This is a genomic window from Parahaliea mediterranea (genome assembly GCF_003402235.1).
Lineage (GTDB): Bacteria > Pseudomonadota > Gammaproteobacteria > Pseudomonadales > Halieaceae > Parahaliea > Parahaliea mediterranea.
In genome coordinates this window covers 43,124-59,871 of the sequence record NZ_QEWO01000011.1, presented here as the reverse complement: position 1 = coordinate 59,871, position 16,748 = coordinate 43,124, and the positions used below count along the sequence as shown (strand labels likewise).

Below are 16,748 nucleotides of genomic sequence, written 5' to 3'. Positions count from 1 at the left end.
CGGCATCCCGCCGCAAAGAATATCCCTCGGCAGAGGATAAGCCATTCCCTGCAAATCGCTATCAAATCCCGGAGAGTTATGATGTAGATCACAAATATTCACGTCTTTTTGACCCGGGCGGGCCAAATACCCAAACTTGAATTCTTCACTACACTACACTGGCGCCTCCCCGGCCGAGGGCGGCGGGAAGATCATCGTTTTTTACATTGCGAGGCGAAGGACATCAGGCTCCAGGTTTGCAAACGACCGTTGCTGCGCTGGCTCTGTGCAAGCGTGCTGGCCATGGCCTGTACAGCACTGTCGGTGCTTGCCCAGGTCAACCTGGACCGCATGCAGCAACTGGCCCAGAGCCGCTACGGCAACCACACCGCCAACACGGTGGCGCAGTGGCGGGACCTTATTGCAGCCATTTCCACACTGCCGGATGAGCAACGGGTCGAGCGCGTTAATGCCTTCTTCAACAAGCGTATCCGCTGGCAGCAGGACATCGACATCTGGGGGCAGAATGACTACTGGGCCACACCACTGGAAACCATGGCCCGGCGCACCGGCGACTGTGAAGACTTCAGCATCGCCAAGTACATGACCCTGCTACTGGCCGGCACGGCCATCGACAAGCTGCGTATCACCTACGTCAAGGCCCAGATGGGCGGCAGCCTTGGCAAACATTACGAGGCACACATGGTGCTGGCCTACTACCCCACACCGGCCGCGGACCCGCTGATTCTGGACAATATGGTGGACATAGTGCGACCAGCCTCCAAACGCCCAGACCTGAAGCCAGTATTTGGTTTTAACAGCAAGGGCCTGTGGGTGGGCGGCGCCGCCGCTCCCGCCTCCAGGGACCCGGGTGCCAAACTTTCAAGATGGCGCGATCTGCTACAGCGGATGAGCGCCGATGGCCTGGGCTAGGCCCAGTCAGCAAACGGAGCAACTATGTCACTCTTCAAACAACTCTGGCTGGCGATTATCTTCCTGCTGATTCTGGTATTTGGCGGCAGCTTTGTGGTGAACAGCCTGTCGGCCAAGCGTTACCTGGAACAGCAGCTGTACATGAAGAATGCGGACAACGCGACCGCCCTTGCACTCTCGCTCACCCAGCAGGACGCCGACCCGGTGCTGCTGGAGCTGACCCTGTCGGCCCAGTTCGACACCGGCCACTACGAGATGATTGAGCTGATCGGGCCAGAGGGCGAGGTTATCATCCGCCGCGAAGACCAGCAGACCATTACCGATGCCCCTGCCTGGTTTGTGAAGTTGCTGCCCATTGAGGTGGAGGCCGGCCGTGCCAATGTACAGAAGGGCTGGCAGCAGGTAGGCACGCTGACCCTACGCAGCCACTCCCGGTTTGCCTACCGGGAACTGTGGCAGAGCACCGAGAAGCTGGCGCTGGTCTTTCTGGTTGCCATGGTGGTGGCGGGCCTGCTGGGCAACTACCTGCTGCGCATCATCCTGCGCCCGCTGAATGCCGTGGTTGACCAGGCCGAAGCCATTGGCGAGCGCCGTTTTGTCACCACCGATGAGCCCTACACCCTGGAATTCCGCCGGCTGGTGGTGGCAATGAACAACCTGTCTGCGCGCATCCAGCGCGCCCTGACCGAAGAGGCACGCCGGCTGGAAAAATGGCAGCGCCAGGCCCACGTGGACAAAATCACCGGCCTCACCAACCGCGAGCCCTTCATGCAGACCCTGGAAGCCGCACTGGAGAGCGATGACGTCAACGCCACCGGCACCCTGTCGCTGCTGCGTATCAGCGGCCTCGCCCAGCTCAACCAGATTTACGGACGGCGCACCATCGACGGCCTGCTGGGCGATATTGGCAAGGCCCTGAACGGCATTGTCGCCACCCACAGCCGCTGGGCCGCGTCACGACTGAACGGCTCCGACTTCGCCCTGCTGGCGCCCCGCTCCACCGAGCCCGAGAAAGTGGCCAGCAACGTCCAGCAGGTTATCCGCGAGGTGTTCCGCCACCGCAGCATGGACAACGACGTAAAATTGCCCGTGGCCACCACCGTCTACGTGCATGGCGAGACCATCGGCGAACTGATGACCCGGCTGGATGGCTGCCTGCTGGCTACCGAGAAGCAACGCGAACCCGGTGTGAGCGTGGCCTACAAGGGCGACATGCAGATGCTGCCCATGCGCGAGCAGCTGGCCCACTGGCGCGGCATCTTCGAGCGCGCGCTGCAAAACGACAAATTCTCCCTGGCGGCCTTCCCCGTGCAGGATTTACGTAAGAACCTGATCCATCTCGAATGCCCGGTACGGTTGGAATGGGAAGGCGAAAAGCTGGCCGCCGGCACCTTCCTGCCCTGGATAAACCGGCTGGAAATGTCCAGCGTGCTGGACCAGCACGTCATCGATCTGGCCCTGCGCCTGATATCGGTACGCAACAAGCCCATCTGCATCAACCTGTCAGTGGCAGCCGTGGTGGAACCCGGCTTTCCCATGTGGATGAGTGAGCGCCTGTCGCCCCACCCTGAGGCCGCCAAGCTGCTGTGGATGGAAGTGCCCGAAGCCATGGCCTTCCGCCACCTGGACAACTTCAAACGGCTCTGCCAGCGCGCCAAGGTCTACGGCAGCAAAATCGGCATCGAACACGTGGGCCACCAGCTATCCGACATCGGGCAACTGCACGACGTGGGGCTGGACTACCTGAAAGTGGATGCGTCCTTCGTGCGCGACGTGAACAACAACGTCGCCAACCAGACCCTGCTGCGCACCCTGTGCACCGTGGGCCACTCCGTGGGTGTAAAAGTGATAGCCGAAGGCGTGCGCACCCCGGAAGAAATAGAAATGTTGCAGGAACTGGGCATCGACGGCATTACCGGGCCGGGCGTGACGATGGATGAGGGTTGACGCCGCAGCTCTTACTGCCACCACCGCCGCTACCCGGCCTGACAACGGGCTAATCGTCGCCCAGCAAATCCAGCTTGTTGCGCAGGTCGCTGCGCAGGTTCTGCCGGCGTAGCACTTTCTCTTGGGCGGATTCGGGGAGTTCGGTGAAGAGGATGATGCCTTTTTCGACGAGGAGTTCTACCAAATCCTCAATAACACGCACAAAATCAAGATCGGTGTTGCTGATGTGCTGCCCGGCCAGTCCGTCGAACTGGGCAATAAAATCCTGCAATTCCGGGTCATCCCCAGCGATGGGCTGGTACCCTTCATGTGCCATGTGGCTGACCGCGGAAATGTGGCCGCCTGCATCCCGCGTTACATAGGGCATGGCAAAAGTACCTGAATCATTGCACCCTCATCGTATTACCTATCACCTAGCGCACCATCTTCTCGACAAATTTTTGAAAGGTGGAATCTTTGAATGTTTCTTTGGCTGTTTCCAAACACTCGATCACCGAAAGCGTAGGTGAGCGCTGTCCACCCATATCAACCGACATCGCCCCTTTTGCCACCGTTTCGGCATCCTCGGCGGAATCCGCCTGCACCATCACCAGTGCATGGATACCGGATTTGGCCAATACCTGGCAATCAAAATTTTTACCCGGTGCGCGTGGTATCCCATAGGCGGGCGAGATGCCTGCCAATAGCATTGCAACGGCCATTGCCCCTGCCCAGTGTTTCATAGCATTCACCTTCCTGTCTTCAGTTACCAGCATTCATTCTGGGCCGTTCCGCTAGCGCCCTTGGTTCCCGAGGAATCAAGGGTGAAAGCTGTACAGCGGCTATCGTTGATCTGGGGTGACCCCGCGCGCGGCGTAGCCGTCAAAAGGTAGCAGGTTGCAATGCCGCCTGCCCCGCAGCCAGCCGCGGTTACCGAGTAATGCTGCTCCTCGGTGATATAGGGGTTTGCCAGCCCCAGCGCGGTCAGGTCAGTGGTGTAGGTATTGCGGTCCAGCATGTACTGCTCTTGCCGATTGGCCACTTCCAGCAGGGCCGCCTTGGCCTCGCTACGCCGCCCCTTCTGCAGACTGCCCTGGTAGGAAGGCAGCGCCACCGTCAACAGCAGACCCACGATAACCACCACAATCAGCACTTCAATCAGCGTAAAGCCGCCCTCGGCACCCCACGCTGGACGGCGGCAAAATGCAGCCGGTTGAATACACATTAGAATTGCTCCTGGAACCAGTGAGTGCCGTAGGGGTCATCCATGCTGTTACCCGTGCCAAGGGGGTTACCTTGGGGAAGCGGAATGAATATCTCCTTGTCCTCACACTGGGGGCCTTCGCAGGTACAATCATCACCTTCGCAACTTGGAACAACGATATTCAAACCGTCAATAATTGTCTCACCATCCGAAGTGGGATTTCGATCGCCGGTGCCATTGTACAAATCCACCTTGTGTATGTAGCTCAAACCAGACTGGGGCTCACAGACGTTTATCGCATCCGAGATGCTGGGGGGCACATAGGTCGGGATGTAGACAGTGCCATCAAGAGTCAATGACTTAGACAATACCTTCTCACCCAGACGCTGCAAATCGAATCGCCAGCCATTGGCACTTTGCAAAGCCTCCAGGGCCGTAGCCTGCTCCTCTTCCGTACCGTTAGTAATCAGGTTATTGGTCACATCCAGCAGGTCATTGTCAACCAGGGGCATTGAGCAGCGGAAGTCCGTAACAGTGGGGTCGGCACATTCGGCGGCTGTCGGCCTCGGCGTGCTGTACGGAGTAACCGCCGGATCACGGATCATATAGACGCGGTTTACAACGTCGCTGCCCTTGGGGTTGGTGCGGTCGCCAGACCCAATGATCAACGCGTCGGTTGCCTTGCCGTTAAAGCGTATCGGCACAAAATCCGGCGCGTTGAAGAAACGCCTGTCAGTCGCTGTTGTCCCCCGGTTAAAGCTCGCCAGCCGGTTTATCTGCCAGGTGTCCTGGCTGGCATCGGGCAAGGCATTCCCAGGTAAATCAACACGCCAGAGGTTACCTCCGGTATCCCCGAAGTAAATGCGGTCTGCGAGCCCGTCGGCATTGCTGTCCACCAACGTCACATCGGCCGCCACCGAATGGTTCAGGTTGGGTGCGGACAGGTTGGTTGCGCTATTGGCAGCCGGAGTGACACTCCACACCAGTGCGCCGGTTTGAGCGTCAACGATGTAGATACCCCGCCCGAGGCTGTCCTGGGTAGCAAGGCCATAGCCGTCTTTGTTGGTATCGTAACCACCCCCAAAGACCAGCACAGGTTTGGGTATCCCCTCGGCATCGCGGTAGCCCGGAATTTGGGTAACCACGGGTTCAGACCAGCTTTGTCCCAGCAATTCAAAGCCGGCTACATCGGGGCCAATGCGCCACATGAAAGTGGGGCTGTCAGGGTTCGACACATCGAGCGCGTAATAGGCTTTGCCACCCCGGCGCATACCCAGATAAGCCCAGGCCTTGTCTCCGTCACTTGCATCAATGGTGCCATCACGATTGACATCCACAGTGTGCAATACGGCTGTCAGGTCCATACCGTAAATGTTGGCACTGGATATGGCATCACGGCGGCGCTCGGCCAGGATAGGTGCCAATTCCTTGGGGAAAAAAGCCCAGTCTTCAACGCCGTCAGCTGCTCCGAAAAGGTGTACAAAGCCGTGATTGGTACCCACCAGCAGGCGCAAGTCGGGGTTGGCCTCGGTATAACCGCTCCTGGCTCCGTAGTTAATTACCAGAGGCTGGCTGTGCAGAATATCGCCCAGCACCCAGGATCTAGGCTGGTCTCTCTGGTTGGCATCGGCATTGAAGGCGTCAAAGCCGCGCGCCCAGGCAACCTGGCGTGAGAAGGCCGCGAACGTAGAAGCACCAAACAGTTGATAAAGCGCCTGATCATCTGCCACACCCATCGAGGCTGCTGTGATGTTATCCGTATTGAAAGCCTGGAGCGCACCGCCATTGCCGGTGTTGGTATACAGCGTGCGTGTTGCAGGGTCGCGGACAGCCAGCAACGCGCCAACCCCCCCCTTGTCCACCAGCCCACCATCGGCGGCAGAACTCCCCCAGAAGGTGACTGCACTGTCCTTGATATAGCCGGTCTGCGGATCGATGGCCTCATCGCCATTGGCATCCAGCAGCACGGCGGTGCCGTCGGCATCCAGCGTCACCTTGAGCTTTTTGATATTGCCGATCCAGTCCACGCTCTCACCGGGCTTGAACATGGCATAGAACACCTCCTCCCGGCTCTGCGTGCGGTTGAAGGTATTGACGGCCACCGCCGGCGAGGTGAAGGTGGTCGCCTTGGACAGGATGCTGGTAATTGCCCCCTGGAAGGCGCTGGCCAGCTCCTGGGCGTTGCTGGCGGTGTAGTACTCGCCTTTGCCCTTTTCAGCGGTATCCCGTAGCAGATCCTGATCGGTGGCGAAGCCAATGGTATAGGTAATGCCATACTGGTTGCCGTTACTGGCATCGCCGTCCAGGTCAGTGGTTGCCATGTATTGTGCAAGTTCCGGCATACAGCTCTCCCGCATGCCCTGGCCGGAATACTGGTACTCGTTGCAACTGGTCGCGCCGGTTAGCGTCTTGATGGCTGAATTCGCGTCTTCGTCGTTCTGCGGTTCGCCGTCTGTCATCACAATGACGTAAGAATTGGCGCAATCCGATACTGGTGAATTGTAGTTGTTGCCACTCTGTGCCAGCAGATCGCGCGGCAACACATCGTAAACCCCACGACTGTCGCTGCCCGTCCGGGACTGGCTGCCATAGACCACCGAGTTACCCGACAGATAGCGATAGCTTTCATAGAACGATTCGCATAACGGTGTACTGCCCGCATGGTCAATCAGATTCACCATATCGACCAGATTGCTCCGTTCTGCTTCGCTCATATTCTCAATGATGCGCCTTACGATTCGCCCACCCTGGTCGTAGTTGAACTCCATCAGGCCAAAATCAACGCCTTTATTGGTACTGATGAGGGTACTCACCACCTCCTGGGCGATGTCCAGCCGGCTTCGAGGCTCCACCAGTGAGTCATCGTGGTACCAGTTAAGGTAGTGAGAGGTATAGAAGGTATAGGCCTGGTTTCCCCAGTTTACAGAAGGGTCCGGATCAGGCCCGTACTCCTGTCCATTGGCCACATTGTCCTGGGGATAACCGGCAGTCTGCCCAGGGCCGTTGTCGGTATTATCGGAGTCCACGTCATCACGGCATTCCGCATGGGTGGGGGTCTGGTCCTGGGCACTGAGCGCAGCCCAGCTGCCCGGCAGCACCGTCTCGTCCTCACACACCCGGACTCGGTCGCTGTAGTATTGCCAATCCGTTACCTCAACGTTCTCCGGCGCGGTTTTTTGCTCGTAACAGCCATTGCTGCCTTCCACCGTCAGCCGGGTTGTACCATTAGGGCAGTTGTTGCTGTTGCCTGGCGGGTTTCTTCGAAATACCCAACCTGCCAAGGGTTCAGTGGTGGTAACGCTCTCGTAGCACCCGTCCAGTGAAGATGACGCTGCATCCACAAACAGCAAACTGTTGGGACAATACGGAAAAATAAAGAAGTAGCTATAGCCCTGGCGCCTTACCAGCTTGGGGGTCGGTTCCAGCGTTGTTGCCTGTGTATAACAGCCCCTGGGATTGGCCTGGCTACGATAGACTGAGCCATCAGGACACTGCCAGGAGCACTGGCCCTGCTGAACGGTAGAGTCCACCCAGCGCCTTGCGCGCGCCACCGTCGACTGACCATTGATCTCCAGGTTTTCATAGGAAGAGGCGCAGCGATTCTGCGAAGCGGCAAACCAATTGTCGCTGCCAGGGCCAGGTACTGTGTTACCGGTTGTCCAGTAGATACGCCCGGCTGGGAAGCTGACCTCGTAGTCCTCGTCCGGATCGTAGGGAGGGCGCTGCTGGTCGACCATGGTGCTCATACTGCCCGAGTCATCGAAGACAATCAGTACCTTGGGTCGGCCGCCGGTGCTTGTCCCGTCATAGGTCGATCTGTAGATTTCAGTATCATCGGCGTAGAGAGCATTCACCGAGAAGAAGCCCCCCAGTATCAATGCACAGCACATCGCACCGTAACGAATAGACTGTCTGAACATCATCCACCTTTCCTTCCCGAGGACTCGACCTTCGGGTTTGATCATTCGCTTGCTTGCCATGGCGGCGCCAATTGGCGCTAGCACCCTGGCCAGCAACTATCCACTAATTCAAATTCAAAAGTTCCGCGGCGACACCCAGTTCAACACGTGATCTCGCTCGCCCTGGAATATCGTGCCCCGAAACAACTCGATAGTAGTTGCAGGGCAGCAGGGGGTTAATGCCACCACTGCTCCCCCCGCGGCCTTCAGGAGGTCGGGGGCAATCGGCCTCCGTCACAAAGATGACTCTGACATCGACTGGAATCGAATTCGGGTCACCGGCACTGGTCGCCAGGCCGAGCAGGGGATGGGTTGTCATGCCATCAAAAGGGTCAACCTCCGGCACACTGGAAAAGAAGGGGTCGTTCGCTCCCCCTCTGTCCCGACCCAGCGCCACGGTTGCGTAAACCCCGGCCTCAGCGGCCTGGAAAGACTGGTAGCTGTCCTGCATGTTTGAGGACATTTTCAGGTTGAATGCGCTGTTGCTGGCCGCGGTGATGCTGATAACGGTCACCACCAAGAGGAACAACAGTGACACCACAAGCGCGATGCCTGCCTGGGAGCCCTTCACCGGGGCACGGCTTGACCTCTTCATCCTCCCCCCCTGATTTCCAGCTTTGGATTGCGCAATGAAATGCTGTTGCGCACCAGGAATCGGTGGAAACCATCACTCGGCGTTACCGAGACATCGCCGAGTTGATAGGTTTTGTCATCGACATAGCCAACATCCGCGACGGCGCTGCGCACCAGCAGAAAAAGCTCTACTGCCACCACCTCGTCCCAGTCGGGTACCGTTGCCGCATAGTCATAGCTGTCAGCCGCGCCATCGCCGTCGCTGTCTATCCCGAAGCGCAGACGCATGCGCTCTACACCTGGCACAAGGTCCTCTGTCTGGACGGCCACCGCACTTGCCGTTGCATCCCAACCCAGCACCTTGCGGCTAAGGGTCGGAACGTTGCCTGTGCCGGCATTGGCTGACCGGATGTAGTACACCTGCATGCGGTAGGGCCAGGCGACACCCTTTGGCACATTGGGGTGGGTTTCTTCTACCGACGGCGCCGCGCTGGCGCCAACAAAAAGCTCGCCGCGCGCCGTCAGCGGGCTGGCTATGACATAAACCTCCTGGTTACTCAAAGGCTGAGGGAACGATATTGTCCCGTCCGTGGGGGCATTGGGGTCTTCCGGGTTGGCATCGTAGGCAGGCCTTGGAAGCACGCTTTTAATGACCAGCACGTCGGTGCCCGGCAAGGCATCTGTCACGCAACCGAATGCTGCGCCGCTTCCATCGGCTGTAGTGGCCAGCAGGGTCTCGGTACCCTGCACCTGGCTGCCCCGGGCGTTGCCCGTACAATCGCCGCTAATGGTGCCAAGAGACCCGTTAATATCACCCGGGGCTGCCCCCCCAAAAAAGCGGACATGACGCAACGAATCCCCCATAACCTGCACGGCGAAACGCGCGTTCTCAGAGAGTTCGGCAACCCGTTCCACTTCGGTGAACGAGCGCTTGGAAGCCAGATAGACTGAAATTGCCCCGCCGATGATAATCAGGCCGAGAACCATCGCCACCATAAACTCGATCAGGGAGAACCCCCGACCGTTGCGGCTTAATCTGCCCGCTTGATGATTCAATCCAGCCATCATGGTTCCATCTCATCCACAACGTAGCTGCTGACGATCACTTGACGCCGCCAGGCATCTGCGCCGGCAGCGGCGCCGCCACACACGGTATCGCCTGCCTGGGTAGCATCAGACGTCTCTTCAAGACCGCGCCACTGGACAATGACGCGCACCATGCCCGAGCGGGTTGAACCGGCCACGGCATCAAAATCCACGCAACCCTGCGGGTTTATCAGCCCCCCGGCATTGACCGAATTGCTGTCTTCGATATAAGTCACGGCGGCACCGTCAAGCATTTGCTCCCACAACCAGCGGTCGTAGCGCGCCATCTCGGCCGGCGTGCAGGCCGCAGTATTACAATCGGGGCTTGGTATTGTTGTGATCGAACCGCCTCCCAGCGCGTTACCGTTGGCAAAATAGGTGACAACGCCTTCCGGGTTAATGCGTATGCGCTCCAGCATGTCGTCGGCCAGGGCAACTGCCCGGGTTCGCTGCATGGCCTGGTGCTGGGACGCCTTTGACAGCGCCTGCAGGCTGACAATACCGAGCAGGCCAATCGACAGAATGACGAAGGCCGCCAGTACCTCTATCAACGTCAGGCCGTGCTGCTTGACGCACGACTTGCCGGGGAAGATGTTAGCAGCTGACATTGGTTCCCCCTGCATCATCAACAATGTCATCCAGAGGAGCACTGGCATCTATTGCCGCCCGGACCGAGCCTACCGGATTGACAATCAGCGCCCTCGCCTCAGTGGCACCACGCTCGTCGCAAAAGGTAAATGTGCCTTCAAAGCCCAGGGCATTGCCTCTGGAATCGAACCTCACCCGCCGATTGCCGTTGTCAAAATCAACGTCTACGTTCTCGTTCTCGCGAGACTCCCACTGGATACGCTCTTCATTGGGGTTGCCTGCGCTGGGCGCATTGTTGCCGTCAGTGTCAACAAAGCTCATGTAACCTTGATCCCAGGCAGCCGTATTATTGCAGGCGGTTCCGTTGACGGTGGGGCAAACGACAACAGGCGCCCTTCTCGCCAGGGCTTCGGAGCGGGCATTATTCAGGGTCGCCCTCAGGGTATACACCTCTGAAACCATGCGGTTGTTACGTATCAGTTCCTGAAAGCCCGGCGCTGCCACAAGCAGTAAAATCGCCAGAATCACCAGCACCACCATCAGTTCGATCAGGGTAAAACCCCGCTCGAACAGACGATCATCAAATGCTGTGTGTTGTTCTGCCATTACCCCGCCGTTATCTTCAGCGCCAAGAAAAATCCCTAAGCACAGCCTAATCGACTGCATCCGGCAAGCAAGGCGGCGCTGGATGAACGGCCGAAAAGCCAGATAACCGGTACTCCCCGGCGCGCAAACGTGACATGCGTCACAAAAAAAGCCCCGGCGTGTTGCGACAGACCGGGGCTGGCGATGGCAGTTACCGACGGTGGTTACTGGTCGATATTGAGCTTCCCGCTATCCAGCATTCCCTGAATCACCGACTGCAGGCTGTCGTGGCCGCTCACCAGGTCGACACCCACCAGGGTGATGGTCTGGTCGACATGGGCCGGCTCTGCGGCGCCGCCGAATTCACCGGCGCTGCTGACGCGGATGACCGTGTCGGTGCCGTCGGAGGTGATGTCCAGGTAGCTGGTCAGGTCGGCTCCCTGGGCCTCTTCGCCCACCAGCAGGTCGCGCAGGTCGAGCACGTCCTGGCCTTCATCGCCAAAGCCGACAATGGCGACATCGGGCTCGGCTTCGCCGGATTCGTCCAGGGTGAAGGCAAAGACGTCATCCCCGGCGGATGCCAGCAGGGCAGGCGTGTCGCTGACGTGCTCTTCGAACTCGGTGACACCGCCCTTCTCTTGCAGCACGTCGCGCACGTGGGCCATGGCATCGGCTTCGGACACGGGCGTGTAGCCAGCGTCGGTCAGCGCGGCGGCGAGTTCTTCGCCGGTCATGGTGGCCAGGTCGAAATTGGCATTGGCAAAGTCCTGATGGGCTTTGTCGGCGATTTCAATACCGTTGTCGGGGTTGCCGTCCACGTCCAGGGTCTGCAGGAATACGGCCATGTTCTCGACGTATTCGTCGTTGAGATCACCCAGTTCGGTACCGGCGATTTCCTGCAGGAAGACCTGCCCATCGGCGACAACATCATCCACCAGCATGGTGCCCAGCACGATGCTGCCGACGCTCAGGGTTACCTGATCGCCAGCGCGGTAGTAGAAGCTGCCGTCCGCCTCGGTTTCGCCCACCAGGCCGGAGGAGGTTTCGTAGTAGATGCCGGCCACCGCGCTGTCCTGGAAGGTGGCGTTGTCCACCCCGGCCAGGTTCACAGTGAAGGACGACTGCACTTCGTCGCCGTCGCTGTCGCGCAGGGTGTAGGTGAACACGTCGCTGAGTTGTTCGCCCACATCAAAGGCGTCGCGTGCTTCGCGGCTGAGGGTGTAGGTGTAGGTACCATCGCCATTGATGCGGATGGTGCCGTAGGCGCCCACAATTTCACCGGAGCCGTTGATGCCGTCCCAGATGCGCTCACCCAGCCCGTCGGGGCCATCGGCGCCAAAGTTGTCCGTACCGAGACTGCCGGTAATGGTGGGCAGGTCGTCGGTGGACTCCAGACGGGCATACAGGTTGAAGGTGTTTACCTGGCCCTCATTGGTGTACACGGTATCCACCAGGTTGCCGCTACCATCCTGGAAGCCCTCGATGGACAGGGTGAAGGTACGCCCGTTCACGGAGATTTGCTGCGACGACACACCGGTGTTGAGAATCTGCATGATGTCGCGCGGGTCGGCGCCGTTGTTGGGCGTCTCGGTGTGCTTCACCTGGATGGTGGTGGAAACCGGTACCGATACGCCGTCGATTACCAGATTGAAGGAAACCACCAGATCGGCGGAACCCAGGGAACCGCTGTTCGTTAGTATTGAGAAGTTGTTGTGCGCCAGGGTGCCCAGCACAAACAGTGAATCCGTCTCGATACCCACACCGGTGGTGGTGCCAGGCTGGAAGCCGAAGTCATAACCGGATTGGTCGGTGTTGCCGGAGGGCGTGCCCCAATTCAGGTAGACACCATTGCCGTCGGAGGTTTCGGACACGGTGCCGCCACTGCTTGCATTCACCACGTTCTGCCAGTCGGCGCTCATACCCGAGATACGCTGCTCGCTCACCGGAATCAGCAGAGTCTGGCTGTCGGCGTCAACGCCAACGGGAATGTCATCGCGAATATCCACGGTGACAGTGGTGGTGGTGCTGTTGCCTGCGCCATCGGTCACCAGAATATCGAAAGACTCGACATTGTCCTCGACAGTAATGCCGTCGTTCACGCCAGGGGTGTGCTCGAATTTATCGGTGAGCGTGTAGGTAAAGGCCCCGGTGGCGCTGTTGAGCACCAGATTGCCGTAGGTGCCGGCACCGCTGCCGCCGTTGGCAAAGCTGAAGGTGTAGTTGCCATCGCCACCACTGGCGGCAATCGTGCCCGCGGCCACTTCGGTGTTCAGGATGGGATTGGAGCCAATACCGTCAATGGCCGCCTCGTCCACCAGCACGTCGGCACCGGTGACACTGAGGCTGGACGCGGTGTGGGTAATGGTGAGGGTGGTGGTTGCGGTATCGCCGTCACTGTCCAGCACGGTGTACACGAAGGTGTCCACGGCGCCGGGCGGCACGGTGTTCGGGTTGGCCTGGTAGGTATAGCTGCCATCGCTGGCCAGCACCAGGCTGCCGTGGGCGCCGGCAATGGTAAAGCCCACGCCGCCGCTCACCGGGCTGGCGGTGTTGCTGCCGGCCGCCACGCCCACAACGGCGCCAGACACAAAGCCATCGGCGCCGGCAATGTCGTTATCGGTGACGTTGCCGGATACGGTCGTGCCTTCTACCACCGTGGCGGTATCGGCATTAGCGATGGGCACATCGTCGGTAATGTCGATGGTGATGGTGGTCTGGGCGGTGTTGCCATTGCTGTCGGTAACCAGCACGGCGAAGGTTTCCACGTTGTCCGCCAGGTTGGCGCCGTTGTCCGCACCCGGGGTGTGGGCGAGGGGCGTGGTCAGGGTGTAGGTGTAGGTGCCGTTGCCATTCAGCACCAGGGTGCCGTTGTTGCCGGTACCGTCGCTGCCTACCAGGGCAAAGCTATAACCGCCACTGCCGCCGGTTGCGGCAACACTGCCGGAAACGCTCTCGGTGGCCAGGGCGGGCTGGGAGCCAATACTGTCCAGGGCTGCCTCGTTCACTACCCGGTCGGCACCGGTCGCGGCCAGGCCAGACGGGGTGAGGGTAATGGTGAGCGTGGTGGTTGCGGTATCGCCGTCACCATCGAGCACGGTGTACACGAAGGTGTCCACGGCGCCGGGCGTGGCGGAGTTGGGGTTGGCCTGGTAGGTGTAGCTGCCGTCGCTGGCCAGCACCAGGCTGCCGTAGGTGCCGGTGATGGCGGCGCCCACACCGCCAGCCACCGGGCTGGCGGTGTTGCTGCCCTGGGCAACGCCCACCACTGCGCCGGTGGCAAAGCCATCGGCGCCGGCAATGTCGTTGTCGGTCACGTTGCCGGATACCGATGCGCCTTCCACCACGCTGGCGGTGTCGGCAGTGGCAACCGGCACATCATCAACAATGTCGATGGTGATGGTGCCGGTGGCGGTGTTGCCGGTGCCATCCTGCACCTGGTAGCTGAAGGTGTCCGCCGCCAGTTCGGTGTGGGGGCCGTCAACGCTGTTGGCGGTGGGGCCCACCGGGGCGGTCAGGGTGTAGATGTAGCTGCCATCGGCCAGCAACTCCAGGGTACCGTAGTTGCCGGTAACGGTTTGGGCGGTGTAGGTCAGGGTGTCGCCATTCGGGTCGGCGGCATCCAGCTGGCCGGCCACCGACTCCTGGGTGCTGCCCGGGTCGCTGCCGGTCACTGAGGCCGCGGCCAGGTCACCCGCGTCCTGCGTGGTGTCCAGGGCCCGCTCGTACACGGTGATGTTTTCCGCCGGGGCGTTGGGCGAGCCGTCGGTCACATCAATGGTCAGCACGGCGGTGGCTGTGTCGCCGTCGCCATCGGTGAGGGTGTAGGTAAAGGTGTCGGTGTAGGTGGCGTTGGCCGCGGCCACATACACATAGCTGCCATCGGCGTTCCAGGTGAGGGTGCCCTGGTTGCCGGTTGTCGGCACCAGTGCGGTCACCGTGGCATCGTCGGCGCCCAGTGTGTCGTTGGCCAGCAGGCCACTATCGGCCGCCACATCCAGGGTGCCGCCGGAGAGCACTACGCCAAAGTCATCCTCGGCGCTTGGCACATCGTCCACGATTGCAACGGTCAGCGTGCCAACCTGGGTATCGCCATCGGCATCGGAGACGGCCACCGCAAAGGTATCCTGGGTGGCATCGCCACTGGTGTTGTCTGCCAGGGTATAGGTATAGCCAATGCTGCCAGCGGCAATGCTGGTTACGGTCAGGGTGCCGTAGCCGTTCTGGCCGCTAAAGCTCTGGCCCACGGCGGTTACTGCCTGGCCGTTGATGGTCACGCTCAGCGGGCCGTCTTCGCCGCTGAAGGCAATGGTGCCGGCGGTGGTTTCGCTGTTGTCACCGGCAGAACCGGCCGGTTCTGAGCCGCGCACGGGAAGCCCCGCCTCGCTGACCAGGGTGCCGGCCTCGCCAGCGGCGGGCAGGTCAAGGTCCACCGGGTTGTCATCGATGGTGATGGTAACGGTGGCGGTATCGGTGCCCCCGTCGCCATCGGTGATGGTGTAGGTGAAGGTGTCGGTGCCGTCAAAACCGTCGTTCGGGGTGTATTCAAAACTCCCGTCCGGGTTGACCACCACCGTGCCATTCTGGGGATCGGTGTTGCCGATGACCGTGAGGGGGTCGCTGTCCGGGTCGCTGTCGTTGGGCAGCACATTGCCGGACACCGGGGTGTTCACCTCCGTGGTAAAGGCATCGTCCACCGCGTCCGGGGGATTGTTCTCCGGCGGGGGTGGCGGAGGCGGAGGCGGAGGCGGCGGAGGCGGAGGTGGGGGCGGCGGAGGCGGCGGCTCGGTGTTGTCGATAATGCGCACAATGCCCTGTGGGTCGGCAATGGTGGCGTTGGTGGCATTGCTGAGGTTGACGAAGAACTGCTCGGTGGCCTCCTCGATGTCATCGGCATTGGTGGCATACACCACGGTGACTGCCGTGCTGCCGGGGGCAAAGGTAATGGTGCCGCTGCGCGGGTCGTAGTCGCCACCCACAACGGTGGCGGTATCGTCAGCCGAGGCAAACTGAACGGTCACCGGCACATCGCTTGGCGCCGACAGGCTCAGCACCACGCTGGCGCTCTGCCCTTCCACCACGGTGACATCCGCAATGGTAATGACCGGCGGCTCGGGCTCCGGCGGCGGGGGGGGCGGCGGCGGGGGCGGAGGGGGCGGCGGAGGCTCGGGCACGGTCACCGTGACGGTGGCGGTATCGGAGGCGTCGCCGTTGGGGCTGATGGCGGTATAGGTAAAGGTATCTTCACCGAAAAACCCCGGGTTGGGGGTGTAGGTGACGGTGCTGTCGGGGTTGATGACCACGGTGCCGTTGGCGGCCTGGGTCACGCTGGTGACAATGGCGCCTTCGACAAAAATATCGTTGTCCAGCACTTCAATGACCACCGGCTCGCCGGGGTCTGTGGTTTCGGCATCGTCGATGGCGTCCACCGGCAACAGGCTCGGGTCCTGGTCGGCGATGTCCTGTTCGGCAGTGAATGCGGGCGCCCGCAGGCCACCGAATTCATCGGTCAGCTCGACAATCCTGCCCAGGCGCACCCAGCTGTGGCCGCCGCCTTCGGCGCCACTGCCGCTGGCACCAGCCGCGGTCGCTTCGAGCACATCGCCGATGTCTTCACCCTCTTCCAGGGCGGCCAGCACGGCGTCGATGGAGGCATCTTCCACGGCGCTCTCGTCAGGGCCGGCGGCGCGCTCGGCCACCAGGTCGCGGGTCAGCGCCATTTCCTCCACGTCGGAGATGACAAAGGGGTTGCCGTCAGACAGGGCCAGCTCCACATGGGCACCGTCCGGGGTCACCACGGTCTCGCCCTCCATGATGACGTCACCCGGGCGGATTTCGCGCATTTCACCGTCTTCGTTGCGGGCGAAGGCCTTCCCTACGACTGCCACCACGGTTGCGATTGCTTCGTTGGCCATGAC

General features: G+C 60.6%; 11 protein-coding genes. 2 read left to right on the top strand and 9 right to left on the bottom strand.

Annotated elements, in window-relative coordinates; all coding sequences use genetic code 11:
- Positions 1-282: 282 nt before the first annotated feature.
- Positions 283-912, top strand: coding sequence for a transglutaminase-like cysteine peptidase (locus DDZ17_RS21600; RefSeq protein WP_116369139.1), 630 nt, complete (start codon positions 283-285; stop codon positions 910-912).
- Positions 913-936: 24 nt separating this feature from the next.
- Positions 937-2,859, top strand: coding sequence for an EAL domain-containing protein (locus tag DDZ17_RS21595; RefSeq protein ID WP_116369120.1), 1,923 nt, complete (start codon positions 937-939; stop codon positions 2,857-2,859).
- A gap of 49 nt (positions 2,860-2,908) precedes the next feature.
- On the opposite strand, the gene DDZ17_RS21590 is transcribed toward DDZ17_RS21595, so the two are convergent.
- The 9 genes from DDZ17_RS21590 to DDZ17_RS21550 form a co-directional block, all read right to left on the bottom strand.
- A complete protein-coding gene (locus DDZ17_RS21590) occupies positions 2,909-3,226 on the bottom strand; it encodes a tryptophan synthase subunit beta like protein (protein WP_116369119.1) in 318 nt (105 codons plus the stop codon).
- A gap of 46 nt (positions 3,227-3,272) precedes the next feature.
- Positions 3,273-3,581, bottom strand: coding sequence for a hypothetical protein (locus DDZ17_RS21585; RefSeq protein WP_157976793.1), 309 nt, complete (start codon positions 3,579-3,581; stop codon positions 3,273-3,275).
- 23 nt (positions 3,582-3,604) lie between these two features.
- On the bottom strand, positions 3,605-4,063 hold the full coding sequence (locus DDZ17_RS21580) for a type IV pilin protein (protein ID WP_116369117.1): 459 nt from the start codon (positions 4,061-4,063) through the stop codon (positions 3,605-3,607).
- Positions 4,063-7,965, bottom strand: a complete 3,903-nt coding sequence (locus tag DDZ17_RS21575) for a pilus assembly protein (protein WP_116369116.1) — start codon at positions 7,963-7,965, stop codon at positions 4,063-4,065. The genes DDZ17_RS21580 and DDZ17_RS21575 overlap by 1 nt, the downstream gene beginning before the upstream one ends.
- Positions 7,966-8,065: 100 nt before the next feature.
- The gene (locus DDZ17_RS21570; RefSeq protein WP_116369115.1) at positions 8,066-8,596 is read right to left on the bottom strand and encodes a PilX N-terminal domain-containing pilus assembly protein; all 531 of its coding nucleotides are present in this window, start codon (positions 8,594-8,596) and stop codon (positions 8,066-8,068) included.
- Positions 8,593-9,642: a PilW family protein gene (locus DDZ17_RS21565; RefSeq protein WP_116369138.1), complete on the bottom strand. Its 1,050-nt coding sequence runs from the start codon at positions 9,640-9,642 to the stop codon at positions 8,593-8,595. The genes DDZ17_RS21570 and DDZ17_RS21565 overlap by 4 nt, the downstream gene beginning before the upstream one ends.
- The gene (pilV, locus tag DDZ17_RS21560) at positions 9,639-10,268 is read right to left on the bottom strand and encodes a type IV pilus modification protein PilV (RefSeq protein ID WP_157976792.1); all 630 of its coding nucleotides are present in this window, start codon (positions 10,266-10,268) and stop codon (positions 9,639-9,641) included. Before pilV ends, DDZ17_RS21565 begins: the two co-directional genes overlap by 4 nt.
- Entirely contained in the window at positions 10,255-10,854 is a 600-nt protein-coding gene (locus DDZ17_RS21555) for a GspH/FimT family pseudopilin (protein ID WP_170150249.1), read from the bottom strand. Before DDZ17_RS21555 ends, pilV begins: the two co-directional genes overlap by 14 nt.
- A 203-nt stretch (positions 10,855-11,057) precedes the next feature.
- Positions 11,058-16,745, bottom strand: a complete 5,688-nt coding sequence (locus DDZ17_RS21550) for a retention module-containing protein (RefSeq protein WP_116369112.1) — start codon at positions 16,743-16,745, stop codon at positions 11,058-11,060.
- Between the last annotated feature and the right edge of the window lie 3 nt (positions 16,746-16,748).